19 protein-coding genes and 1 pseudogene are annotated in these 22,123 nt (G+C 69.8%); 9 read left to right on the top strand and 11 right to left on the bottom strand.

Going from position 1 to position 22,123, the window contains the following annotated elements; translation table 11 throughout:
* The first annotated feature begins 223 nt into the window (after window positions 1-223).
* The 7 genes and pseudogenes from ACWGO0_RS12120 (at window position 224) to ACWGO0_RS12090 (ending at window position 7,373) form a co-directional block, all read left to right on the top strand.
* Entirely contained in the window at window positions 224-658 is a 435-nt protein-coding gene (locus tag ACWGO0_RS12120; protein ID WP_453531996.1) for an SUKH-3 domain-containing protein, read from the top strand.
* A gap of 60 nt (window positions 659-718) precedes the next feature.
* Window positions 719-841, top strand: a pseudogene (locus ACWGO0_RS12115) (IS5/IS1182 family transposase); the annotation flags it as partial.
* A gap of 532 nt (window positions 842-1,373) precedes the next feature.
* Entirely contained in the window at window positions 1,374-2,072 is a 699-nt protein-coding gene (locus ACWGO0_RS12110; protein ID WP_453531993.1) for a hypothetical protein, read from the top strand.
* A gap of 20 nt (window positions 2,073-2,092) precedes the next feature.
* On the top strand, window positions 2,093-2,560 hold the full coding sequence (locus tag ACWGO0_RS12105; protein ID WP_453531990.1) for a hypothetical protein: 468 nt from the start codon (window positions 2,093-2,095) through the stop codon (window positions 2,558-2,560).
* A 118-nt stretch (window positions 2,561-2,678) separates the two neighbouring features.
* A complete protein-coding gene (locus tag ACWGO0_RS12100) occupies window positions 2,679-5,186 on the top strand; it encodes an FG-GAP-like repeat-containing protein (protein ID WP_453531987.1) in 2,508 nt (835 codons plus the stop codon).
* Between the two features lie 326 nt (window positions 5,187-5,512).
* The gene (locus ACWGO0_RS12095) at window positions 5,513-6,166 is read left to right on the top strand and encodes a response regulator transcription factor (protein ID WP_453531984.1); all 654 of its coding nucleotides are present in this window, start codon (window positions 5,513-5,515) and stop codon (window positions 6,164-6,166) included.
* 16 nt (window positions 6,167-6,182) lie between these two features.
* On the top strand, window positions 6,183-7,373 hold the full coding sequence (locus ACWGO0_RS12090) for a sensor histidine kinase (protein ID WP_453531981.1): 1,191 nt from the start codon (window positions 6,183-6,185) through the stop codon (window positions 7,371-7,373).
* 21 nt (window positions 7,374-7,394) lie between these two features.
* On the opposite strand, the gene ACWGO0_RS12085 is transcribed toward ACWGO0_RS12090, so the two are convergent.
* Window positions 7,395-9,707 carry an ABC transporter permease gene (locus ACWGO0_RS12085; RefSeq protein ID WP_453531978.1) on the bottom strand — a complete coding sequence of 771 codons (2,313 nt, stop codon included), beginning with the start codon at window positions 9,705-9,707 and terminating at the stop codon, window positions 7,395-7,397.
* Entirely contained in the window at window positions 9,692-10,402 is a 711-nt protein-coding gene (locus tag ACWGO0_RS12080; protein ID WP_453531975.1) for an ABC transporter ATP-binding protein, read from the bottom strand. The genes ACWGO0_RS12085 and ACWGO0_RS12080 overlap by 16 nt, the downstream gene beginning before the upstream one ends.
* Window positions 10,403-10,583: 181 nt before the next feature.
* On the opposite strand from ACWGO0_RS12080, the gene ACWGO0_RS12075 reads away from it, so the two are divergent.
* Window positions 10,584-12,407 carry an alkyl/aryl-sulfatase gene (locus ACWGO0_RS12075; RefSeq protein ID WP_453531972.1) on the top strand — a complete coding sequence of 608 codons (1,824 nt, stop codon included), beginning with the start codon at window positions 10,584-10,586 and terminating at the stop codon, window positions 12,405-12,407.
* Window positions 12,408-12,480: 73 nt separating this feature from the next.
* On the opposite strand, the gene ACWGO0_RS12070 is transcribed toward ACWGO0_RS12075, so the two are convergent.
* The 7 genes from ACWGO0_RS12070 to ACWGO0_RS12040 form a co-directional block, all read right to left on the bottom strand.
* Entirely contained in the window at window positions 12,481-13,077 is a 597-nt protein-coding gene (locus tag ACWGO0_RS12070) for a hypothetical protein (protein WP_453531969.1), read from the bottom strand.
* A 65-nt stretch (window positions 13,078-13,142) separates the two neighbouring features.
* Window positions 13,143-14,309: an ROK family glucokinase gene (locus tag ACWGO0_RS12065; protein ID WP_453531966.1), complete on the bottom strand. Its 1,167-nt coding sequence runs from the start codon at window positions 14,307-14,309 to the stop codon at window positions 13,143-13,145.
* A gap of 112 nt (window positions 14,310-14,421) precedes the next feature.
* Window positions 14,422-15,255, bottom strand: a complete 834-nt coding sequence (locus tag ACWGO0_RS12060; RefSeq protein WP_453531963.1) for an ATP-binding cassette domain-containing protein — start codon at window positions 15,253-15,255, stop codon at window positions 14,422-14,424.
* Entirely contained in the window at window positions 15,252-16,310 is a 1,059-nt protein-coding gene (locus ACWGO0_RS12055) for an ABC transporter permease (RefSeq protein ID WP_453531960.1), read from the bottom strand. The genes ACWGO0_RS12060 and ACWGO0_RS12055 overlap by 4 nt, the downstream gene beginning before the upstream one ends.
* A complete protein-coding gene (locus tag ACWGO0_RS12050) occupies window positions 16,307-17,317 on the bottom strand; it encodes a sugar ABC transporter substrate-binding protein (RefSeq protein ID WP_453531957.1) in 1,011 nt (336 codons plus the stop codon). Before ACWGO0_RS12050 ends, ACWGO0_RS12055 begins: the two co-directional genes overlap by 4 nt.
* A 152-nt stretch (window positions 17,318-17,469) precedes the next feature.
* Window positions 17,470-18,468: a sugar ABC transporter substrate-binding protein gene (locus tag ACWGO0_RS12045; RefSeq protein WP_453531954.1), complete on the bottom strand. Its 999-nt coding sequence runs from the start codon at window positions 18,466-18,468 to the stop codon at window positions 17,470-17,472.
* A gap of 123 nt (window positions 18,469-18,591) precedes the next feature.
* Window positions 18,592-19,362: a GntR family transcriptional regulator gene (locus ACWGO0_RS12040; RefSeq protein WP_453531951.1), complete on the bottom strand. Its 771-nt coding sequence runs from the start codon at window positions 19,360-19,362 to the stop codon at window positions 18,592-18,594.
* A gap of 119 nt (window positions 19,363-19,481) precedes the next feature.
* Here ACWGO0_RS12040 and ACWGO0_RS12035 point away from each other — a divergent pair, with 119 nt between their 5' ends.
* Window positions 19,482-20,489, top strand: a complete 1,008-nt coding sequence (locus tag ACWGO0_RS12035) for a Gfo/Idh/MocA family protein (protein WP_453531949.1) — start codon at window positions 19,482-19,484, stop codon at window positions 20,487-20,489.
* Window positions 20,490-20,507: 18 nt separating this feature from the next.
* Here the strand turns inward: ACWGO0_RS12035 and ACWGO0_RS12030 are convergent, their stop codons facing one another.
* Window positions 20,508-20,927 (bottom strand): PaaI family thioesterase, encoded by a 420-nt coding sequence (locus tag ACWGO0_RS12030; protein WP_453531946.1) that lies wholly within the window; start codon window positions 20,925-20,927, stop codon window positions 20,508-20,510.
* Between the two features lie 14 nt (window positions 20,928-20,941).
* Window positions 20,942-22,114 carry a cytochrome P450 family protein gene (locus ACWGO0_RS12025; protein ID WP_453531943.1) on the bottom strand — a complete coding sequence of 391 codons (1,173 nt, stop codon included), beginning with the start codon at window positions 22,112-22,114 and terminating at the stop codon, window positions 20,942-20,944.
* Window positions 22,115-22,123: the final 9 nt, after the last annotated feature.

Raw genomic sequence — 22,123 nt, 5'->3', positions numbered from 1 at the left:
CTATCAGGGCCTCGGCGTCCAGACCGGTCGGGCGCGCCGGCGCAAGGCCCTGCGCGAGCTCGGAAGGGCTGTCCCGAAAGTGATCTCCCTGCTGACACGCGCCGCGCCGCCCTGTACTGTGCGGGCCCGCGCCTGCCAGACGTTCGTAAGAGCAGGCTCGCTGAGTGGACGGGGTGGGCGCATAGAGCGCATCGGTGGATTGTTGACGGGCTGCGGGCCCTCGGTGTTGGAAGCGCTCGGAACTGCCGGGTGGAGAGCAGGACGACGGATCGACACTGAGACCTGGACACGACGACTCGCGGCGGCGGGGTTCGAGTTCAACGACGTGGCGACAGCGGCTTGGGCAGAGTTCGGCGATCTGACGATCAAGAGCTCTCCGGCTCGTGTCCCTTCCTCGTCGCTGTACCTGGATCCCGTTGACGCCTGTATCGACGCGTCTGCGGAGGCTCAGAGCCTGAGGCGCCGATACGGGGAGAACTACAGCCCTCTGGGCATGTGGTCAATCCAGTACAAGTCATACGTGGCGGCGAGCGGGCGTGTCATCGCCGTGGGAGCGGGCTTCATGTGGCAGCTGGGCACGAGCTTCGCAGAGGCGCTGACCTACGTGGTGGATGGCGATGGCGGTGCCGATCGTACGGAGCGGGCAGCCTGGCTGTGACTCCTTCGCAGAGAGTGTCCTGCCGTGGCTGCTGTGATCACTGCGTTCGAGTCGTCCTGGATGGCCCCGTTCACGGGGCTGAGACCGCGTGCGTTCGTGGACGGCACCCTGGTGCCCACACGCGATCACAAGGTTGCCGAGCAGTCGAAGAACTACCGCTACTCCGCCAACCACCAGGTGGTCTGGTAGATCCTGCGCGACTGCCGCCTGCGCGGTGACGGCGCCCACCACGCCATACGCGCCGAAGTATGAGCGGCCCAGGTTGCCGATGGTGTCGATGACGCCCTTGCCGTCATCTGCGTCGGAGGCCGGTTTGGCGTACGCGACTTGAGGTAGCGACGTTGCCAGCAGGGCCGACAACGCCGCGCCCACCGAAGAGCCATTGAGCGCGCAGCAGTCAGCCCCTGATGGTTCGCGGCGCAGTGGCCACGGGGTGAGCAGTACGCCCCAACGTCCTACTCGAGATCCACAGCGAAAGTCCGCGCAGAGTCATCACACCGAACGGATGGTTTGTTATCCAGATCACATTCGCTGACGGCTTGTCACCCGAATTGCATTGCTTTGCCTACGGCTTGCGCGAACTGAAGCTTCAACTGGCTCTAACCGGTGGGGTATAACCATCCAGCCCGTGTGCGAGCGGCAGTGTGCGATCTCTGGCCGATCCCCACCGCCACGGCGCCATCTCCCATGACCCTTGTGCACCGAGGAGCCCGTTATGGCGCTTGTGTCCGCCCGTCTGCGCCCATGCATCGGCGTAGCCACCGCCGTCCATGTGGCTGCGCTTGCCTTTCCTGGTACGGCTGTTGCCGCTGCCGCCCCGCCCAACGCCGACTTCAACCAGGACGGCGAAACCAACCTGACGGTCGGTATTCCACAGGCCGCCGATGTCACCGTCACCGGTGCGGGCGCAGCATCCATCGCGCCCGGATCCGCCACCGGCTCCAACGGTGAAACCAAGACCACCGTCACCCAGAACAGCCTGGCCAGCGGCATTGACCTGCCCAGCAGTTCAAAGACCGGAGACGCCTTCGGCTCCGCCACCGCGTGGGGTGACATCAACGGCGACGGAATGGCGGTCATCGACGGCGCAACCCGCACCGTGAAGGACACCACCCCGCAAGAGATGGCGAGCAGCGCGGGCGCCCTGTCGCTGCCGTCTGCACAGAGGGACAGCACCAGCCCGCTCTACCTGAGCCAGCCCACAGCGGTGACCGGCGGTCGGGTCACCGCGTACTACGGCTCCACCACACGGCTCGCCCCGGCCCGGAGCACCGTGATCAACCAGGAGTCCACCGATGTGCCCGACGGTAGCGAAGCCGGCACCGGCATCACCGGGATCGGCAGCGAGGGGCAACGCATCGGAACGTACGGCGTCCCCGCAGGCGCCCACATCGGCGACGTCCTCGCCCCGTGAGCAGCAAGGAAACAGCACTCGTGACCACAGACAGTCCGACTGAGGCGGCCGAGCAAGCCGAGGCGACGACAGCCACTGCCGAACCCCGTCGCACGCTCGCGTGGGCAAGCGGATGTGTGCTCGCCGCCGCACTCGCCGTTGTCACCGTGCTCGTGTGGCCCGGCCCTGACGAGACGCCTCCGCCCTACACGGTGCCGGTGGCCTATGAAGTCACGGGTGAAGGGAAGGCCGACATCACCTATCACGCCGGTGTCAGCGGCAAAAAGGCTGCTTCAGGGCACGAGTCCTCCGCCGAACTCCCCTGGCACCGCACCGCGGCCGTCACCCCGAAGAGCGGTCCGGCCACCGTCACTGTTCAGCTCGGCGGACAGGGCGGGCAAGCCACCTGCACGGTGCTGCTGCGCGGCCGGGAGGTACAGGCGGCCACCGCCTCCGGACCGTACGGCCGCGCCACCTGCACCGCCGAAATCCCCGTCGAGGACAGGTAGAGAACACCCCTGCCCGGCCCGTGGCCACGAAGTCCGCGACCGCGCTGAGACGTTTTGCGGTCCGGATGCGCTGTAACAGATGCACGTGTTCAACACCCCATCACCGTACGGAGTTCACTTGAACGGCAAGAGAAGACTGCCGCGCCAACGCCTGCTGAAAATAGGCGTACCCGCGCTCGGCAGCGCCCTGCTGGCCTCCGGGCTGCTCGCAGCGTTCGCCATAGGCTCGCCCGGCGCATCGGGCGGCTCCGGCGAAGCGCACCGGCCCGCCACCGTACGGACGCTGGGGTTCGACAAGGAGCGGGGGCAGACCGGCACCGAGGCGTTCTCGATGCTCGGGGTGAGCTGGGCCTCTCCCACCGCCCGGCCCACAGGCGCGGTGGAGGTACGGACCCGCGGCAGTGAGAGCGGGAAGTGGAGCGACTGGCGTGACCTCGAAGTGCACGACACCCCGGTGGACTTCGCACGCGGCGCGACCGAGCCGCTGTGGGTCGGGCCGTCGAACGGCGTCCAGGCGCGGGTCGGTGGCCGTCCCGCGGGAGGCGGGCTCAGGCTCGACCTCGTCGATCCCGGTACGAGATCGGAAGCAGCCCCCACAGCATCGGACGTCGTGGCGGCCGAGCCCGTGGCGTATGCCGCCGAAACGGCGACGCCAACCCCGACCGCGACGTCCGTCACCGGGCCGCAATGCCTGACCGGCCTCACCACCGCACCCGCCAGGCCCGCCGACGGCAAGGTCAAACGCCCGCCGATGGTCACCCGCGGCCAGTGGGGCGCCGACGAGGCGATCGTGCAGTGCCCCACGTTGTACAGCCCGGCCGTCAAGGCCGTGATCGTTCACCACGAGGCCGGCACCAACACCTACAGCTGCACCCAGTCCCCGGCCATGATCCGCTCCATCCAGGCGTACCACGTCAAGACCCAGGGCTGGGGCGACATCGGCTACAACTTCGTCGTCGACAAGTGCGGCCGGATCTTCGAGGGCAGCAGGGGCGGGGCCGACCTGCCCGTCAAAGCGCGTCACACGCTCGGCTTCAACCCGGACACCGTCGGGATTTCGCTGCTCGGCAACATGGAGACCGCCAAGCCGACCAGGGCCGCACGCGCCGCGATCGCCCGCATCGCCGGGTGGAAGCTCGGCCAGTACGGTGCCGACCCGCTCTCCAGGACCACGCTGACCGCCGAGTTCGACAACGGCAAGCACACCGCCGGGCAGCAGGTCGAGGTCGACCGGATCATCTCGCACCGCGACGTCATGGCCACCGCTTGCCCCGGCGCGAACCTCTACACCCAGCTCCCCAAGCTCCGTGCGGCCGCGGCCGGTCCCACCGCATCCGCCGCCGCACCGACCGCCGACGTCAACCGTGACGGGACCGCCGACCTGGTCGCCGGTACGCCCAAGGCAACCGGCGGCGGCACCGTCACCGTCCTCCCCGGCAGCCCCACCGGCCCGGCCACCACCGCGAAGAGGACCATCGGCCAGGCATCCACCGGCGTACCCGGATCCGCCGAGACCGGCGACGAGTTCGGCACAGCCACCGCATGGGGCGACGTCAACGCCGACGGCCACGCCGACCTCGCCATCGGCGCACCCGGCGAGGACGACTCCTCCGGCAACAACGACGCCGGCACCGTCACCATCCTCTACGGACCCGCCCTGACCTCCGGCACCACCCACTCCATCCCCTCCGCCTCACGCACCACCGGCGCCAAGCTGGGAACCAAGGTCGCCCTCGCCGACTTCAACGCCGACGGCCGCGCCGACCTCCTCGCCCTCGCCCCCGGCGGCACCGGCCGCTGGTGGCACTTCGACTCCGCCACCGCCGCCGCGACCTCCGCACCCACCGGCCCGACCCGCAACGGTGTGGCCACCGGCGACTTCAACGCCGACGGCTACCCCGACGCCGCCGTCAACTACCGCGACACGACCGGCCGCGACACCACCCGGGCCCTGTACGGATCCGCGACCGGCCCCAAGCCCGCCACCACCGTCCTGTACACCGGCGCCGGGTCGGTCGCAGCAGGCGACCTCAACGCCGACGGCTTCGACGACCTGATCATCGGCGACCCCTACACCGACGAGGCCACCGCCCGTACCGACGGCAAGGTCCAGGCCCTCTACGGGTCCGCAACCGGCCTGTCCACCACCCGCGTCACGACGATCGCCCAGTCCACCTCCGGCGTACCCGGCGCCGCCGAGGCAGGCGACAAGATGGGCACCTCCGTCGCCATCGGCGACTTCGACCTCGACGGATACGCCGACGTCCTGACCGGCGTACCCGGCGAGGACGGCACCCGCGACTCCATCAACCGCACCGACGCCGGAACCGCCCTCCTCCTCAAGGGCTCCACCACCGGCCTCACCGCCACCGGCTCCGCCGCCTACACCCAGGACAGTCCCGGAATCCCCGGATCCACCGAAACCGGCGACCAGTTCGGCACCGCCGTCTCACTCGCCGACACCACCGGCACCACCCGCGCCGACCGCGTCTTCGGCGCAAGCGGCGAGGACAAGGGCGACGGCGCCATCCAGTACCTCAACAGCACCGGAACCGGCACCCACTACGGCCGCACCACCCTCGGCACCCAAACCGCCACCCGCCTGGGCCAGAACCTCGCCCCGTAACACCACCACCAACAACAACACCGCTCCTCCCCGAGGAGGCTTCGTGTGAGCTGGTGCATCATCAAGCACGAGAGTGCCCGTGCCAGTACGCGGAGTTGGGGGGTGGGGACACGGCAAAATACCTCCAGTCCCGAGCTGGCTGCCAGGGCCTGTCCGACCCACCCCCCATGGCCGCGAGTCCCTCACGATCTCCGTCCGGCCAATCACTCCGCACCGTATCCCGGGCCACTGACAGCGCTGCCGGTCCATAGCCACCCCGTGCGACTTCCCGGGCCCTGCTGATGCCGTTAACCGCCGCTTTACCGTCGGACTGAAGTAATCGGCCCATGCGGATTCTCGTGGCCGAGGACGAACGCTTCCTCGCCGACATGGTGGCCGAAGGTCTGCGCGAGCAGGCGATGGCGGTCGACGTCGCCTACGACGGCGCAGGGGCGCTGGAGCGGCTCGGCGTGAACGTCTACGACGTCCTCGTACTCGACAGGGACCTTCCCGAGGTGCACGGTGACACGATCTGCGCGGAGCTGGCCCGGCGTGGGGCACCGGTGCGCATTCTGATGCTGACCGCCTCCGGAACGGTGCACGACCGGGTTTCCGGTCTGAACCTGGGAGCTGACGACTACCTGGCCAAGCCGTTCGCATTCGACGAGTTGGTGGCCCGGATCAACGCGCTGGGCAGGCGGAGCCTGCCGCCGCTCCCCCCGGTGCTGGAGTACGGCGGCATCACACTGGACACCGCGCGGCAGGAGGCGTTCCGCGACGGCCGTCTCCTGCCGTTGTCCCGCAAGGAGTACGGCGTACTGAAGGTGCTCATGGAGGCGCGGGGAACGGTGGTCAGCACCGAGCAGCTCCTGGAGCGGGCCTGGGACGAGCGCATCGACCCGTTCACCACCATCGTCAAGGTGACCATGAGCAAGCTCCGGGCCAAGCTCGGCGCCCCTTCGGTCATCGTCACCGTCCCCGGGAGCGGGTACCGGCTGTGAGAGGCTGATGAGGATCGTGCGGCGTCTCAGGAAGATGACCAAGGGTTCGGTACGGACCCGGATGACGCTGCTCTACGGCGGACTCTTCACGGTGATCGCCATGGGCGTGCTGATCGTGGCGCAGCTGCTCCAGCAGAAGATCGTCAGCGAAAGCCTGCAGGATGTCCCCTTCGGATATCCCTTCAACACGATTCCGTGCGAGGAGCGCCCGTCCGGGGCCCCTTCCTGTACGAGCGTCCCCTACCAGCCCGATTCGGGCATCGCGGAGGCCGGGGACCTTCAGGCGAACCTGGTGGGTTCGCAGCGGCTCGTCACGCTGATCGCGATCGCGGTGATCACGGTGCTGGCATTCGGGGTGTGCTGGTGGCTCACCGGGCGGCTGCTACGGCCTCTGCACCGGATCACCTCCACCGCACACCAGTTGTCGCTGTCCACCCTGCATGAGCGCATCGCGCTGACCGGACCGGAGAACGAGCTCAAGGAGCTCGCCGACGCCTTCGACGCGATGCTCGACCGGCTGGAGGACGCGGTCGCCGGGCAGCGCCGTTTCGTCGCCAACGTCTCGCACGAACTGCGTACCCCCCTGGCCATCCAGCAGACCGCCCTCGAAGTCGGCCTGGCCAACCCCACCCCCGAGAAGGTCGCCCGGATCCGGGCCGAACTGCTGCGCAACACGGAGCGGTCCAAGCGGCTCATCGAAGGTCTGCTGGTCCTCGCCCAGGGCGAACGGGGCCTCGAAACCCGGGCCCCGGTGGACCTCGGATCCGTGGTCGAGCAGGTGGTCGCGGACCATCTGGCGCTCGCCGGACGCGGCGCCGTCACCATCACCGCCGCCACCCACCCGGTCCGGGTCGCCGGCGACGAGGTGATGCTCTTCAGGCTGGTCGCCAACCTGGTGCAGAACGCGATCCGGCACAACCACGCCGGGGGGCGTGTGCTGGCCGAACTGTCCCCGGACGCCGGGTTGGTGGTGCGCAACACCGGCCCGCTCGTCCGCCCCGAGCAGGTGGCGGCGCTCTTCGAGCCGTTCCGGAGGCTGCATGCCGACCGCACCGGATCGATCGAGGGTGCGGGGCTCGGCCTGTCCATCGTCGCCGCCATCGCCCATGCGCACGACGGCACGGTGACGACCACGCCCAACCCGGACGGCGGCCTCACCATCACCGTGGTCCTCCCCGTCCTCCCCGTCCTCCCTGTCCTCACCTAGGCCGAGGCGTGCGCGTTCTTCTCATTCGCTGCGGAGTACGGCGGCGGTGCCGGTGGCTGCCGCGCGGACGGCGGGCACCCATGCGCCCAGGACGGCGATCACCACTCCGGCGAGGGCCGGAAGTACGAGCAGGGGCCAGGTATAGACGTCGATGAACGAGGCAGCCATGCCGCCTCCGGTCATGTCGCCGGTGAGTTCCACTACGCCGTGGTGGATCAGGACGCCGAGCGGGACCCCGAGCACGCCGCCGATGATCCCCAGAGCGGCCATCGACGTCACCATCATGAGGACCACCTGCCGTGGGGCCATTCCGATGGCCTTGAGCACGCCCAGGTCGCGGCTGCGCTCCCGGCTGCTGAGCACCACACTGTTGAGCACGCCCAGCGCCGCGACCCCGCAGATGAACAGCGAGAACAGCAGGAACAGGCTGCTGAAGACCAGGCTGTCTCCGAAGTCCGGCTCGCTGACCTCGGCGTACAGCCCGGTTCCCGAGGCCGCCTCGTTGAGGCCGGCGGCGTAGGCGGCCGGATCGGTCCCCGGTGTCACGATCACCGAGAACGGCCGTTGGCCGAGTCCGCCGTCGGCGCTGCGCAGACTGGCGGCGTCGAGCATCAGCCGGTCGGTGTCGGGATGTGTGAAGGAGCCGACGATCTTGAGTTGGGTCTGCTCCTCGCCAACCCGCAGGTCAAGGGTGTCGCCCACGTCCAAGTGGTAGAGCCGCATAAGGCCTTCGGCCGGCACTACTTCCCCGGCGCGGGCGAACCAGCGTCCGCGGACGAGGTTGTCGCCCAGGAAGCGGCTGTACTCACCGCTGTAGGTCTCGGCCGTCAGGTCCGCGGGGATTCCCGGGCTCCGCCCGGTCATGGGGGCGAAGGACATGATGTGGGCGGTGCCCGGCCGGCCGCGCAGCAGGGTGAGGACCTCCTGCTCGCTCAGGTCCGTCTGCTGCTGGGCTCCCGGTGCGATGCCGACGCTGACGGACGTGTGTCCTTCGGTGTCCGCCGTGAGGATCTTCGTGACCGTCTGGTGGAGGCCGAGGCCCATGGTGGCCGCGGTCACGCCCAGACAGAGCCCCGCGACGGTGAGCGCCGTCCTGGCGGGGCGGGCGACGGGCAGGCTCAGCCCCAGGCCGACCGCAACGGGCAGCCGGGTGCGGGCGAGCCGGCGCTGCACGCGCCGGCCGCTGCCGCGGCGGGACACTGTCCCGGCGCTGATCGCCGCGACCGCCGGCAGCCGGCCGGCCCGCAGTGCCGGGACAAGGGCGCTCAGCATCACCAGCGCGATGACGCTGCCGCCCGCCACCGCGTCCAGCAGGAGGGAACCTCCCCCGGCGGACGGCAGCCCGAAGCTGTCGGCCACGCCCTGCCCCACCCTGACGGTGAGCAGGTGACCGGCGAGGATGCCCAGCGTGCAGCCGGCCGACGCGGGGGCCGTGAACATCACTACGTACACACCTGTCACCTGCGCCGGGGTGAACCCGAGTGCCTTCATGACACCGATGTGCCGGAAGCCCGAGGCCACCGCTCCGCCGACCACGTTGCCGATGATGAAGACCGACACGGCCAGGGCGAACACCCCGAAGACCGTGATGAACGGGGTCAGTGAGTTGAACTCCTCCTCGAACCGCTGCTTGACGGTGACGTACGACTCGTTGTCCCGCATGGACAGGCCGGCGGTCGCCGCGGCCAGGCTCTGCTGGACCTGGGGCGAGTCGGCGGCGCGGGCGAACCGGTAGAGCATCTGCAGCCCGCTCGGCCGGAGTTCGCCGACCTGGTCCGGTGTCACCCAGCCGCCGGTTCCGTCCGCCATCGAGGTGGCGAAGCCCACGACGTCGAGCGGCGGAAGTCCCGGTGCGGTGAGGGTCGTTCCGAGGCGTACCGGGCCGTTGGGCTCGCCCCGGAGCACGATCTCGCCCGGCGCGCGGGCCCACCGTCCCGACGTGACGGTGAGCCGGTCCACCGGGCCGCCCGGGTCGGCCCGCCCGACCACGAGGAACTGATCGTCTCCGAGCGGCATCCCTTCGGACACCCGCGCTCCGCTGAGCACCGCGGTCCGGAAAGGGCCCGCGGCGTCGGTGACGCCGCTCGCCCGCCCGGTGGCCCCGGCCTGGTCGGCAGTCACGTCGCCGGAGTCGAAGGAGGCGGTCGCGTGCGCCCCGTTGGCCCGCTCGAAGGCGTCGTCGAACAGTGAGTTCGCGGAGGCCAGCAGGCTGAGACCGAACACGAGGGCGGTCGTGGACAGTAAGACGACGAGGCCGATGCTGAACGTCTGCAGCCGGCGGCGCTGCACGCCTGCCCGTGCGACCGTCCGGACCGCGCTCAGCGGGCGCTCCACGGCTTGCCCCTCTCCAGCTCGGCCTGCCGTACGATCCGGCCGTCCGTGACGGTGACCAGCCGGGTGGCGCACTGGGTGGCCAGTCGCTCGTCGTGGGTGACGAGCAGCAGGGTCTGGCCCAGCCGGTTGAGGTCGAGCAGCAGGGCGATGACCTGGTCGCCGGTCCTGCTGTCGACGGCTCCGGTCGGCTCGTCGGCCAGCAGCAGCGCCGGCCGGTTCATCAGTGCCCGGGCCACCCCGACCCGTTGCCGCTCGCCTCCGCTGAGTACGGCCGGGTAGGCGTCGCGGCGATGGGCCAGGCCGAGCTCGTCGAGCAGTTCCTGGGCGCGGGCGCGGGCTTTGCGTGCCGGGACGCCGACCAGCCGGCCGGCCAGTGCGACGTTCTCCAACGCGGGCAGGTCGTCCAGCAGATTGAAGAACTGGAAGACCATGCCTATCCGGCGGCGCCGGAAGCGGGCGAGTCCCGCCTCCCCCATGCCGGTGAGGTCCTCGCCGTTGACCACCACCGAGCCGGAGGTCGGCCGGTCAAGACCCGCGACCATGTTGAGCAGGGTCGACTTCCCGCTCCCCGAGGGGCCCATCACCGCGACGGCCTCACCGTGACGGATTTCCAGGCTCACTTCGTCCAGCGCGGTGACGTCGCCGTACACCTTGCTCACCGAATCGAGCCGTACCACTGCTTCCTCACGTCTCATCACAGCCACATGGTGGCCGCCCAGGGGTTACCCGGAGGTGAGCGCGCGTGTTCGCCGACTCCTTGTCAGATCGGCCATGACCCCGTACGCCCGAACGGGTCAGCCCACGTGCACATATGGGCTAAATGGTGCGTAATGGGACAAAATACTTTGTTCCGAGACGCGCACCGCAGGGGAGCTCATGGGCACCGCAGGCCTTCAGTTCGACGACACCACCGACGCCTCCAATGCCGATCGCGGGTTCATCGCGGCGTTGCCCGATCCGGTGATCAAGGACGATTCCGGAAAGGTGGTGTTCGACACCTCCGCGTACGACTTCCTCGACGCGGAGTGCCCCGACACCGCGAACCCGAGCCTGTGGCGCCAGGGCGCACTCTGCGCGCGCAGTGGTCTGTTCGAGGTCACCGAGGGGATCTACCAGATCCGTGGCCTCGACATCTCCAACATGACCCTCGTCGAGGGCGAGACCGGCGTCGTCGTGATCGACCCGCTGATGTCCATGGAGACCGCCGCGGCCGGTCTGGCCCTGTACCGCACGCACCGGGGCGACCGTCCGGTGAAGGCCCTCATCTACACGCACTCCCACGGCGACCACTTCGGCGGCTCCCGTGCCATCGTCCCGCACGGCGTCACCGACATCCCCGTCATCGCGCCGTCCGGGTTCATGGAGCACGCGGTCTCCGAGAACGTCTACGCCGGCGGCGCCATGGCCCGGCGCGGCGGGTTCATGTACGGCGTCCGCCTTCCCCAGAGCCCCACGGGCCAGATCGGCTGCGGCCTGGGCACCGTCACCTCGCTCGGCACCATCAGCCTCGTCGCGCCGACCGTGGACATCAACCACACCGGCCAGGAACTGACCCTCGACGGCGTGCGTATCGTCTTCCAGCTCACGCCGGGCACCGAGGCGCCGTCGGAGATGAACTTCCTCTTCCCCGACCACCGCGCCCTGTGCATGGCCGAGAACGCCACCCACACCCTGCACAACATCCTGACCCTGCGCGGCGCGGTCGTGCGCGACTCGCGGATCTGGGCGCACTACATCACCGAGGCCCTGGTCATGTTCAAGGGCCGGGCCGATGTCGTCTTCGCCTCCCACCACTGGCCGACCTGGGGCGAGAGCGAACTCACCGGGTACCTCACCAACCAGCGCGACCTCTACGCGTACCTCCACGACCAGACGCTCCGGCTGCTCAACCAGGGGCTGACCGGCCCGGAGATCGCCGAGGAGATCTCCCTGCCGCCGGCCCTGGAGAACTCCTGGGGCGCGCGCGGCTACTACGGTTCGGTCAGCCACAACGTCAAGGCCATCTACCAGCGCTACATGGGCTGGTTCGACGGCAACCCCGCGCATCTGTGGGAGCACCCGCCCACCGAGCTCGCCAAGCGCTTCACCGCCGACTACGGCGGCATCGAAGCCCTGGTGGCCAAGGGCCGCCGGTACGCCGACGACGGCGATCTGCGCTTCGCCGCCACGCTCCTCAACCACGGCGTCTTCGCGGAGCCGGGTCACGCGGGCGTCCGGGAGGCGCTCGCCACCGTGTACGACCGGCTCGGCCAGGGCGCCGAGAACGCCACGTGGCGCAACTTCTACCTCACGGCCGCGATGGAACTGCGCGGCACCATCGCCACCGTCGGCGTCGACCTCGGGAACCCCGAGATGGCCATGGCCCTGACCGTGGACCAGCTCGTCGACTCCCTCGCGATCCGCATCGACGGGCCACGCGCCTGGGACACCGACCTGACCATGGACTGGCATCTCACCGACCAGGACCGCACCTGGCACATCGTGCTCTCCAACGGCGCGCTCACCTACCGCACCGCTTCCGGAGCACCTGCCGCCACGACGGCCGATCTGACAATGACCCTCACCAAGCCGCAGCTTCTCGGGGTGATCGCGGGGCACGGCCTCGACGGTGTCGGGGTGGAGGGCGACCCCGGTGTCCTCAAGCGCCTGGTCGGGCTCCTGGACACCCCCGACCCGAACTTCGCCATCGTCACTCCCTGAGTCACTCCCGGTGGGGCTCAGGCCGATGATGCCGCTGAGCAGCACGGCCGCGACGGCAACGGTCCTCGACCCGTCAGGGGGTCGCCGCGGAGACCACGTACACGACGGGACTGGCCGGGTCGGTCATATTGACGGTGATGTTCTGGGTGGGGCGCGGGTCCTTGTTGGTGTGGGTCACGCCCGCCCAGTACACGCCGGGGCCGAAGTACCAGCCGGTGATCTTTATGTCCCGCGGGCCGATGGTGACGGCACCGGGCTTCAGGGCGGCCCGGCCCGTGCCGGTATTGCTGAGGAAGCGGTCGAGGCCGGCGGACGTCGTACGGAACTTCACGTACATCCGGCTGGCTTTCCAGTTGTTGGTCTCGTAGTACTGGACGCCCGTCGCGTTGCCGGGGATCGGGATCTCGAAGATCCGCCGCTGCATGCCGGACGGCCAGTCCTCCCGCAGTCCCTGCGCGGCGGCCTCGGCCTCCTTGTCCTTGCCGGAGCGGCGGCTCTGGCCGGCGGAGATCACCAGGTAGCCGGCCGGGATGCCGATCAGCAGCACGATGGTGGTCGCGGTGATCAGCCTGCGGCGGATCATCCTGCGACGGTCCTGCGGGGGCGGCCCTTCGCCGTCGCCGGACGGCGAGGTCGGGCGCGGCTCGGCGGCGTGCTCGGCTGCGATCATGGTCGGTGGTCCCCAGGTGCTGCGGATACGGAGTACGGAAGGCGGAGGCGGCGGAGCGGCGCGGATCAGTCGAGGGTACGGGCGCTCCGCGTGCTGCGGATGGTGCTCGCCGCCTGGTCGTAGATCTGTGCGTACCGCTCGTACCGCTCGACCCGGCGCCGGTTGGCGCGGCGGAATCTGCGGGCGACGAGGCGCGCCAGGTCGGCGGCGCCGACCATACCCGCCTCGGGCCCGAGCTGCGCTTTCGCGATCCGTGCCTCGGGGCGGTAGCCGCGGCCGGTGAGGTGGCGCTTGAAGGCGTCCCTGGCGGGGCCGATCAGGAGGTCGTCCGCGGCGCTGACGCCGCCTCCGATGACGAAGCAGGACGGGTCGAGCGCGGCGGCCAGATTGGCGATCCCGACCCCGAGCCACTGGCCGATGTCCTGGAGGAGTTCGATGCACATCGCATCGCCCTCGCGGGCGAGTTCGGTGATGAGCGGTCCGGTGATGTCGGGGATGTTCCCCTTCACCCGGTCCAGCAGGTAGTGCGCCACCGGGGAGTCCGCTGCGGCCAGTTCCCTGGCCTCGCGCACCAGGGCGTTGCCCGAGCTGTACTGCTCCCAGCAGCCTCGGTTGCCGCACGGGCAGCGGTGCCCGCCGGGCACCACCTGCATGTGGCCGAACTCACCCGCGACGCCGTACTTGCCGCGCTTGACGTGCCCGTCCTCCAGGATCGCGCCGCCGATGCCGGTACCGAGCGTGATCATGACGAGGTGGTCCTCGCCGCGGCCCGCGCCGAAGCGCCATTCCGCCCAGGCCGCGGTGTTGGCGTCGTTGTCGACCATGACGGGGACGACGAGGCGGGAGGCGATGGCGTCCCGCAGGGGTTCGTCGCGCCAGGCGAGGTGCGGGGCGAAGAGGACCTTGGAGCGGTCCGCGTCGACCCAGCCCGCCGCGCCGATCCCGACGGCGTGCACGTCGTGCCGGTCGGAGAGGTCGAGGACCAGCTCGACGATGGTGTCCTCGACGACCTTGGGGCTCTTGGACTTGTCGGGCGTCTCGGTGCGCAGCTGTTCCAGGATGTTGCCGTCCGCGTCGACGACGCCGGCCATCACCTTCGTACCGCCGATGTCGATGCCGACCGTCGGGACGCGGGGTGCCGTGAGGTGCGAGCGCCGCTCACGCGTGCCGACGGTCTTCAGGACGGTCGCGCGGGCGGAGCCGCGGTGTGCGAAGTCGCGGTACGTGCTCATCGTCCCTGCGTCGGTCGGGGGGCCGGTGCGTGCTGCCGCCGGCAGCGGACTGTGCCCGCCGTGGTCGATTCTGCCATTGCCTGCCCCGGTCCGTCCGGCATCCGTTTTGTCGTCATTCTCCGGACAGGTCCGATTTCCCCAGCTCGTGGCTGAGCTCCTCCAGTTCGCTGCCGCCCGCCATCTCCCGGGTCAGCTCGTCCAGCGTGATGCCGCCCTTGGTGTGACTGCCGGACATGGCGCCGCGCTTGAGCAGCACGAACCGGTCGCCCACGAGGTAGGCGTGGTGCGGGTTGTGGGTGATCAGGACCACGCCGAGGCCCGCGTCGCGGGCCGCCGCGACGTACTTCAGCACGACACCGGACTGCTTGACGCCGAGCGCCGCCGTGGGTTCGTCGAGGACGAGGACCTTGGCTCCGAAGTGGACGGCGCGGGCGATGGCCACGCATTGGCGCTCACCGCCGGACAGGGTCCCGATGGGCTGGTCGACGTCGCGCAGATCGATTCCCATGCGCAGCAGCGCCGCGCGCGTCGTCTCGCGCATCAGCTGTACGTCGAGACGCTTGAACGGTCCCGCGCCCTTCGTCGGCTCGGAGCCGAGGAAGAAGTTCCGCCAGACCGGCATGAGCGGTACGACGGCGAGGTCCTGGTAGACCGTGGCGATGCCCCGGTCCAGGGCGTCGCGCGGATTGGCGAGGGTGGTCTCCTCGCCGTCGATCAGGAAGGTGCCGCCGTCGTGCCGGTGCAGTCCCGCGATGATCTTGATGAGGGTGGACTTGCCGGCGCCGTTGTCGCCGAGCACACAGGTGATCTCGCCCGCGTGGACCTCCAGCGAGACGTGTTCGAGCGCCTTGATGCTTCCGTAGAACTTGCTGACGTCGTCCAGTTCGACGAGTGCCTGGACAGCATCCTGGCCGGGGGCCTGGGCAGGGGCCGGGGTCGCGGTCATTTCGTCGCCTCCGCGCGCTTGCGAACCCATGCGTTGAGCAGGGTGGCCAGGAGCAGCATCGCTCCGAGGAAGAACTTGAACCAGTCGGGGTTCCACTCCGCGTACACGATGCCCTTGCTGGTCATGCCGAAGATGAACGCACCGACCGCCGAGCCGATCGCGGAGCCGTAGCCGCCGGTGATCAGGCAGCCGCCGATGACGGCCGCGATGATGTAGATCAGCTCGTTGCCGACGCCCTCACCGGACTGCACGACGTCGTAGCTGAACAGCAGGTGCTGTCCGGAGACCCAGGCGGCGAAGGCCACGCCGAGGTAGAGCCCGATCTTCGTACGGATCACCGGTACACCGACGGCCCGCGCGGCGTCGGCCGCGCCGCCGACCGCGAAGATCCAGTTGCCGAAGCGGGTGCGGAGCAGGATCCAGGTGGCGATCGCGACGAGCACGGCCCACCACAGGATGGTGACCTTGAGCTCGATGTCGCCGATGGTCAGCTGGGAGGCGAAGACCTTGCGGGCCGACTCGAAGCCCTCCATGTCGCCGATGGACTTCGTCGACACGGTGCCGCTGATCAGCTTGGTGAAGCCGAGGTTGAGACCGGTCAGCATCAGGAACGTACCGAGCGTGATGATGAAGCTCGGCAGTTTGGTGCGGGTCAGCATGAAGCCGTTGAAGGCGCCGAAGGCCAGGGTGACCAGCAGGGAGACGAGGACGCCGACCCAGACGTTGGCGGTCATCTGGTAGCTGAACATCGAGGAGATCAGCGCGGAGCTGGTCACCAGCACACCGGCGGAGAGGTCGAACTCGCCGCCGATCATCAGGAGCGCGACCGGGGCGGCCATGATTCCGATGGTCGATGCGGCGTACAGCACCGTGCCGAAGCTGGACGCCTGGAGGAAGCTGTCCGCGACGACGGCGAAGAAGAGGAAGACGGCGGCCGCGCCGACGACCGAGCCGAGTTCAGGGCGGCCGAGGAGTCTGCGCAGCGGCGAGGTGTGCAGCAGCCGCTCGTCGGGCCGGCCCGGGGCCGGAGCCGCTGGTTGGCCGGTCGCTGTCATCGGGTCCCCCGCTTCGTGTACTCGGCGAGCTCGGGCGCGTCGTCGGCGGTGATGATCTGGGGGCCGGTCAGGACGGGCAGGCCGCCGCCGAGCACATTGCGGTTGTAGCGGTAGAGCCAGAGCAGGTCGACGGCCTCGTACCCCTGGAGGTAGGGCTGCTGGTCGACGGCGAAGCCGAGCGTGCCGGCCTTCAGCGCGGTGGCGACCTTGGCGTTCAGGTCGAAGGTGTCGACCTCGGCCTCGCTGCCCGCGGTCTCCTTCGCCTTCACAGCGGCGTCGGCGAAGGGCGCTCCGAGGGTGACGACGGCGTCGATGCTCTTGTCGGCCTGGAGCTTGGCCTCGATGGACGACTGGACGTCGGGCATGTTGGTGCCGTCGACGTAGAGGTTCTGCATCGTGCCGCCGAAGGACTTCTTGGCTCCGTCGCAGCGCTGCTCGTGGCCGACGTTGCCCTGTTCGTGCAGGACGCAGAGAGCCTTCTTGCGGCCCCGCTCGTCGAGCTCGTCGCCGACGGCCTCACCGGCGATCGACTCGTCCTGGCCGATGTGGGTGAGGGCGCCGAAGTCCTTGGACTCCGCGGAGCCCGAGTTGACGGTGATGACCGGGATGCCGGCCGCGGTGGCCTTGGCCACGACGGCCTTCATGGCGTCCGGCTTGGCGAGGGTGACGATCAGCCCGTCGACCTTCTTGTCGATGGCCGCCTGGACGAGCTGGGCCTGCTGCTGCGCCTCGTCGTGGTGCGAGTAGAGGAAGTTGATGTTGTCCTTCGCCGCGGCCTGCTCGGCGCCGTTCTGGACGATGTCCCAGAAGGTGTCGCCGTCGCCCGAGTGGGTGACCATGGCGAAGGTCCAGCGCGGAGTGTTCACCGCGGACCGGCCCTCCGCGGCCTCGGCCGCGCGCTCCTCCGCCCGCTTGCCGCCGGTGCTGCTGCATCCCATGAGGGAGGCCCCGAGCACCGCTGCCAGCACGGCGCCCATCGCGCGTACCCCTGTCCGAACCCTTGCCACGACGCCGTGCCCTTCTGGTGCTGCTCGCTGTGCTGCTTGGTGGAGCCGGGGAGAGTGCGCTCCCGGCCCGGCTGCCCAAGTATCCCCGAGGGGGTGTCCGCGCTGCCCGGCAGGGGCGAGGCGGTGCGGCGGCACGGCGCTGAGGGGGCGGGTCACCGGGTGCCGCGCGCGGTGTACTTCTCCAGCTGCGGTACGTCCTTCGCGGTGACGATCGCGGGTCCGGTGAGGACCGGCTTCCCGCCGCCGATGACGTTGCCGTTGGTCTTGTTGAGCCAGAGTTCGTCGACGGCGAGATAGCCCTGGAGGTAGGGCTGCTGGTCGACGGCGAAGCCGACCTCCTCGGCCTTGAGACGTTTGACCACTTCGGCGTTGAGGTCGAAGGTGTCGACCTCGGCGGTGGAGCCGGAGCCCTCCTTGGCCTTGACGGACGCGGCGGCGAAGGGGGCCCCGAGGGTGACGATCGCGTCGATGCCCTTGTCGGCCTGGAGCTTCGCCTCGATGGAGGAGGTGGAGGCCGGCATGTTGGTGCCTTCGACGTTGAGGTTCTCGACCTGGCCCCCGAAGGTCTTCTTCACGCCTGCGCAGCGCTCTTCGAGTGACACGTTGCCCTGTTCGTGGATCACGCAGAGGGCCTTCTTCCTGCCCCGGCCGTTGAGCTCCTCGCCGACGGCCTCGCCCGCGACCGCTTCGTCCTGGCCGATGTGGCTGAGCGCGCCGACCTCGGTGGAGTGCTGCGCGCCCGAGTTGATCGTCACGACGGGGATCCCGGCCTTGACCGCCTTGGCGACGACCGCCTTGACGGCTTCCGGTTTGGCGAGGGTGACGATGATGCCGTCGACCTTCTGGTCGATGGCGGCCTGGACGAGCTGGGCCTGTTCCTTGCCCTCCTTGTCGGCAGAGTAGAGGAACTCGACGTTGTCCTTGGCCGCGGCCTGTTCGGCGCCGCTCTGCACGATGTCCCAGAAGGTGTCGCCCTGCCCGGAGTGCGTGACCATCGCGATCTTCATACGTGGGGTGGAGACCGCTTTGCCGCCTCCCCCGCCGCCGCTTCCGGACGCGTCCTCGGAGTCCTTGCCGCCCGAACCGCTGCATCCGGCGAGGGCGAGGGCGCATATGGCGATCAGGACTGTTGCCGTGCGAGTCGTGCGCATGGTGGGCCCGCCTTCTCTCCCCGGCCGCCGGAGTGCGGCTGGGGGAGTTCTAGCGGCGTTGTATGACCACCGTCAATAGTTTGTCAGAACATTCTTACGCAGCCGCTCATTCGGAACGGTCGTTCAGGGGCGTACGAGCAGCTGGAACTCGAACGAGTAGCGCGAGGCCCGGTACACGTGGCTGCCAAATTCGACCGCCCGCCCGGTGTCGTCGAACGTGGTGCGCTCCATCGTCAGGAGCGGCGCCCCTTCGGACTCCGCGAGCTGCGCGGCCTCCTCCGCAGTGGCCGCCCGCGCGCCGACGGACTGCCGGGCACTGTGCAGGGTGATGCCCGAGGCGCGCATCATCCGGTAGAGCCCGGTGGATTCCAGCTGCTCGGTGGAGAGGCCGAGCAGCCCCGGGGGCAGGTGGTTACGGAGCAGGGCCATGGGTTCGTCGTGCGCAGACCGCAGGCGCTCGACGAGGTGGACCTCGCTGCCCTCCGCGACGCCGAGCGCGGCGGCGACCTCGGCGGTGGCGGGTTCGACGGTGTTGCGCAGGACGCGGGTGGCGGGGCGCTGACCGGCCTTCTCCAGGTCGTCGTAGAGCGAGCTCAGTTCGAGCGGACGCCTGACCTGGCTGTGCACGACCTGCGTACCGACGCCCCGGCGGCGGACCATGAGCCCCTTGTCCACGAGCGACTGGATCGCCTGACGGACCGTGGGACGGGACAGACCGAGCCGGGCCGCGAGCTCGATCTCGTTGCCGAGGAGGCTGCCGGGGGCCAGCCTGCCCTGCTCGACCGCCGCCTCCAGCTGCTGCGACAGCTGGAAGTAGAGCGGCACCGGGCTGGTGCGGTCCACGCTCAGCGGGAGCGCCTGGCCGGTTCCATGGTCGGTTCCTTGTGTGGGCACGGAACGAGCCTAGTTCGATTGTCCTGACAAAGCCATGCCGTTCCGAACGGGCGCACGACCCGTTTCATTTGTCAGGACAAACGCTTGACATGACACCGGGCGAACGCCACCTTGGGGCCATGCGCATCGGACTCATCGGAACGGGACGTATCGGCACCTTCCACTCGGAGGTGCTCAGCCGTCACCCCGCCGTGGATTCACTGGTGGTGGCCGACGCCGACCCGGAACGGGCGGCCCTGACCGCCGCCAGAACGGGCGCGACCGCGCTTCCGGTGGACGAACTGTTCGCGGGCGGCGCCGCCATCGACGCCCTGGTGATCACATCCGCGACCGCCGCCCACGCCGGACTCATCGCCCGTGCTGCCCGCTCCGGCCTCCCCGCCTTCTGCGAGAAGCCCATCGCCGTCGACCTGCCGGGCACGCTGAGCGCCCTGGCCGAGGTCGAATCGGCGGGCACGGTCCTGCAACTGGGCTTCATGCGCCGCTTCGACGCCGGTTACGGTGCGGCCCGCGCCGCCGTACGGGAGGGCCGGCTCGGCCGGCTGCACACGGTGCGAGCGATCACCTCGGACCCGGCGCCCCCGCCCGCCGCCTACCTCCCGCTCTCCGGCGGCCTGTACCGGGACTGCCTGGTCCACGACTTCGACATGCTGCGGTGGGTGACGGGCCGCGAGGTGACGCAGGTGTACGCGACGGGGTCGGACGCCGGGCCCCCGATGTTCCGCGAGGCGGGAGACGTCGACGCGGCGGCGGCCCTGCTGACCCTGGACGACGGGACACTCGCGACAGCGACGGCGACCCGGTGCAACGGTGCCGGGTACGACGTACGCATGGAACTCGCGGGCGAACTGGACCAGATCGCGGTCGGCCTCGACGACCGAACGCCGCTCACATCGGTGGAACCGCAGAGCCCGGGCGCACCGGCGAAGCCGTGGCCCGGCTTCCTGGAGCGGTTCGCGGCGGCGTACGAAGCGGAACTGGACGCGTTCGTCCACGTGGTCAGGGGCGAGCTGGCGAACCCGTGCGACGGCCGGGAGGCGCTGTACGCGCTGCGGATCGCGGAGGCATGCGAGTGGTCACGGCGCGAGCGCCGGCCGGTGGACCTGAGTGAGGTCCCGGGGGCCTGAACGGCCCCCGAGGTCCCTTCAGGACAGCCCGGCCGAGAGCACCGTCCCCTGCGCGACCGCGCACAGCGTCTCCTCGCCGTCGTCCCCGGCGGTCAGCAGGTCGCAGCGGACCACGGCCTGGCGGCGGCCGGAGTGCACGACGGTGGCGCGGGCTGACAGGGTGCGCCCGGTGGCCGGGCGCACGTACTGGATGGAGAACCCGCCGGTCAGCACGGCGGGGCCGAGCGCCGTACCGGCGGCGAAGGTGATGGCGTTGTCGGCCGCGTACGCCAGTACCCCGCCGTGCAGAAAGCCGTTCTGCTGCTGGAGTTCAGGCCGGACGTCGACTTCGAGGGTCGCTGCGCCGTCCCCGAAGGCCGTGACGCGCGCCCCGACGAGGACACTGAACGGCTGGCTGTCGAGGACCTTCTGGGCCATCTGGAGATCGAGTGTGCTCATGACAGGTTCCTACCTCACCAGCGCACCGGCAACCGACGGACCCCCCGCATGAGCAGACCCGGCAGCCAGTCGGGCTCGCCGCCCTCCGGGTCGCGTACGAGGCCGGGGCACCGTTCCAGCAGCGTACGGACCGCGATCCGGCCCTCCATGCGGGCGAGCGGGGCCCCGAGGCAGAAGTGCATGCCGTGGCCGAAGGCCAGGTGTCCCTGGGCCTCGCGGCGGATGTCGAAGGTGTCCGGTTCCGGGTAGCGGCCGGGGTCGCGGTCGGCGGAGGCCAGTGCGACGACCACCGGATCGCCCGCCCCAATGACCGTAGAGCCGATCGTCACCTGCTCCCGGGCGAAGCGGAACGTTGCTGTCTCCACCGGTCCGTCGTAGCGGAGCATCTCCTCGACCGCGCCGTCGATGAGCCCGGGATCGGCCCGGAGCAGGGCCAGTTGCTCCGGGTGGTCGAGCAGCGCCCGTACCCCGTTGGAGATGAGGTTGACGGTCGTCTCGTGGCCCGCCACCAGCAACAGGAAGGCCATGCCCACGAGTTCGTCGGAGGACAGCCGGTCGCCGCCCTCGTCGCGCGCCTCGATGAGGGCGCTCATCAGATCCTTGCCTGGAGCGCAGCGCTTGTCCTCGATCAGCTCGACGAGGTAGGCGCCCATGGCCTCGACCGCCTCGTTACCCTGCTCGAACGAGGCCGGCGCGACGACGCCGCCCGACATCCGGCGGAAGGCGTCCCGGTCCAGGTCGGGGACACCGATGAGTTCACAGATGACGGTCATCGGCAGCGGGAAGGCGAGCGCGTCTACGAGATCGGCGCTCCCCGCGGGGAGCATGGCGTCGAGCAGTTGGTCCGTGACCTCCTGGACCCTCGGCCGCAGCGCCTCGATCCGCCGGGCGGTGAACTCGCGGGCGACGAGCTTGCGCAGCCGGGTGTGGTGCGGTGCGTCCATCTCCAGCATGTTCACGCCGACCGGGCTGCCCGAGGGATCCCAGTGGTCCGTCGTCCCCCAGTCCTTGCTGAACCGCTGGTCCGCGAGCGCCGCCCTGGCCTCCTCGTATCCGACGACCAGCCAGACCCGCTCGAAGCCCTCGGCGCGGATGGCGTGCACCGGGCCATCGGCGCGCAGTTTCGCGTAGTGCGGATACGGATTCTCCGTGAAGCCCGGCATCTCGCGCAGATCGACCACGGCCATGGCCGCCCC

This window comes from Streptomyces sp. NPDC055749 (genome assembly GCF_053617235.1).
The sequence above is the reverse complement of the archived record's forward strand: the minus strand, read 5'-3'. Positions and strand labels throughout refer to the sequence as shown.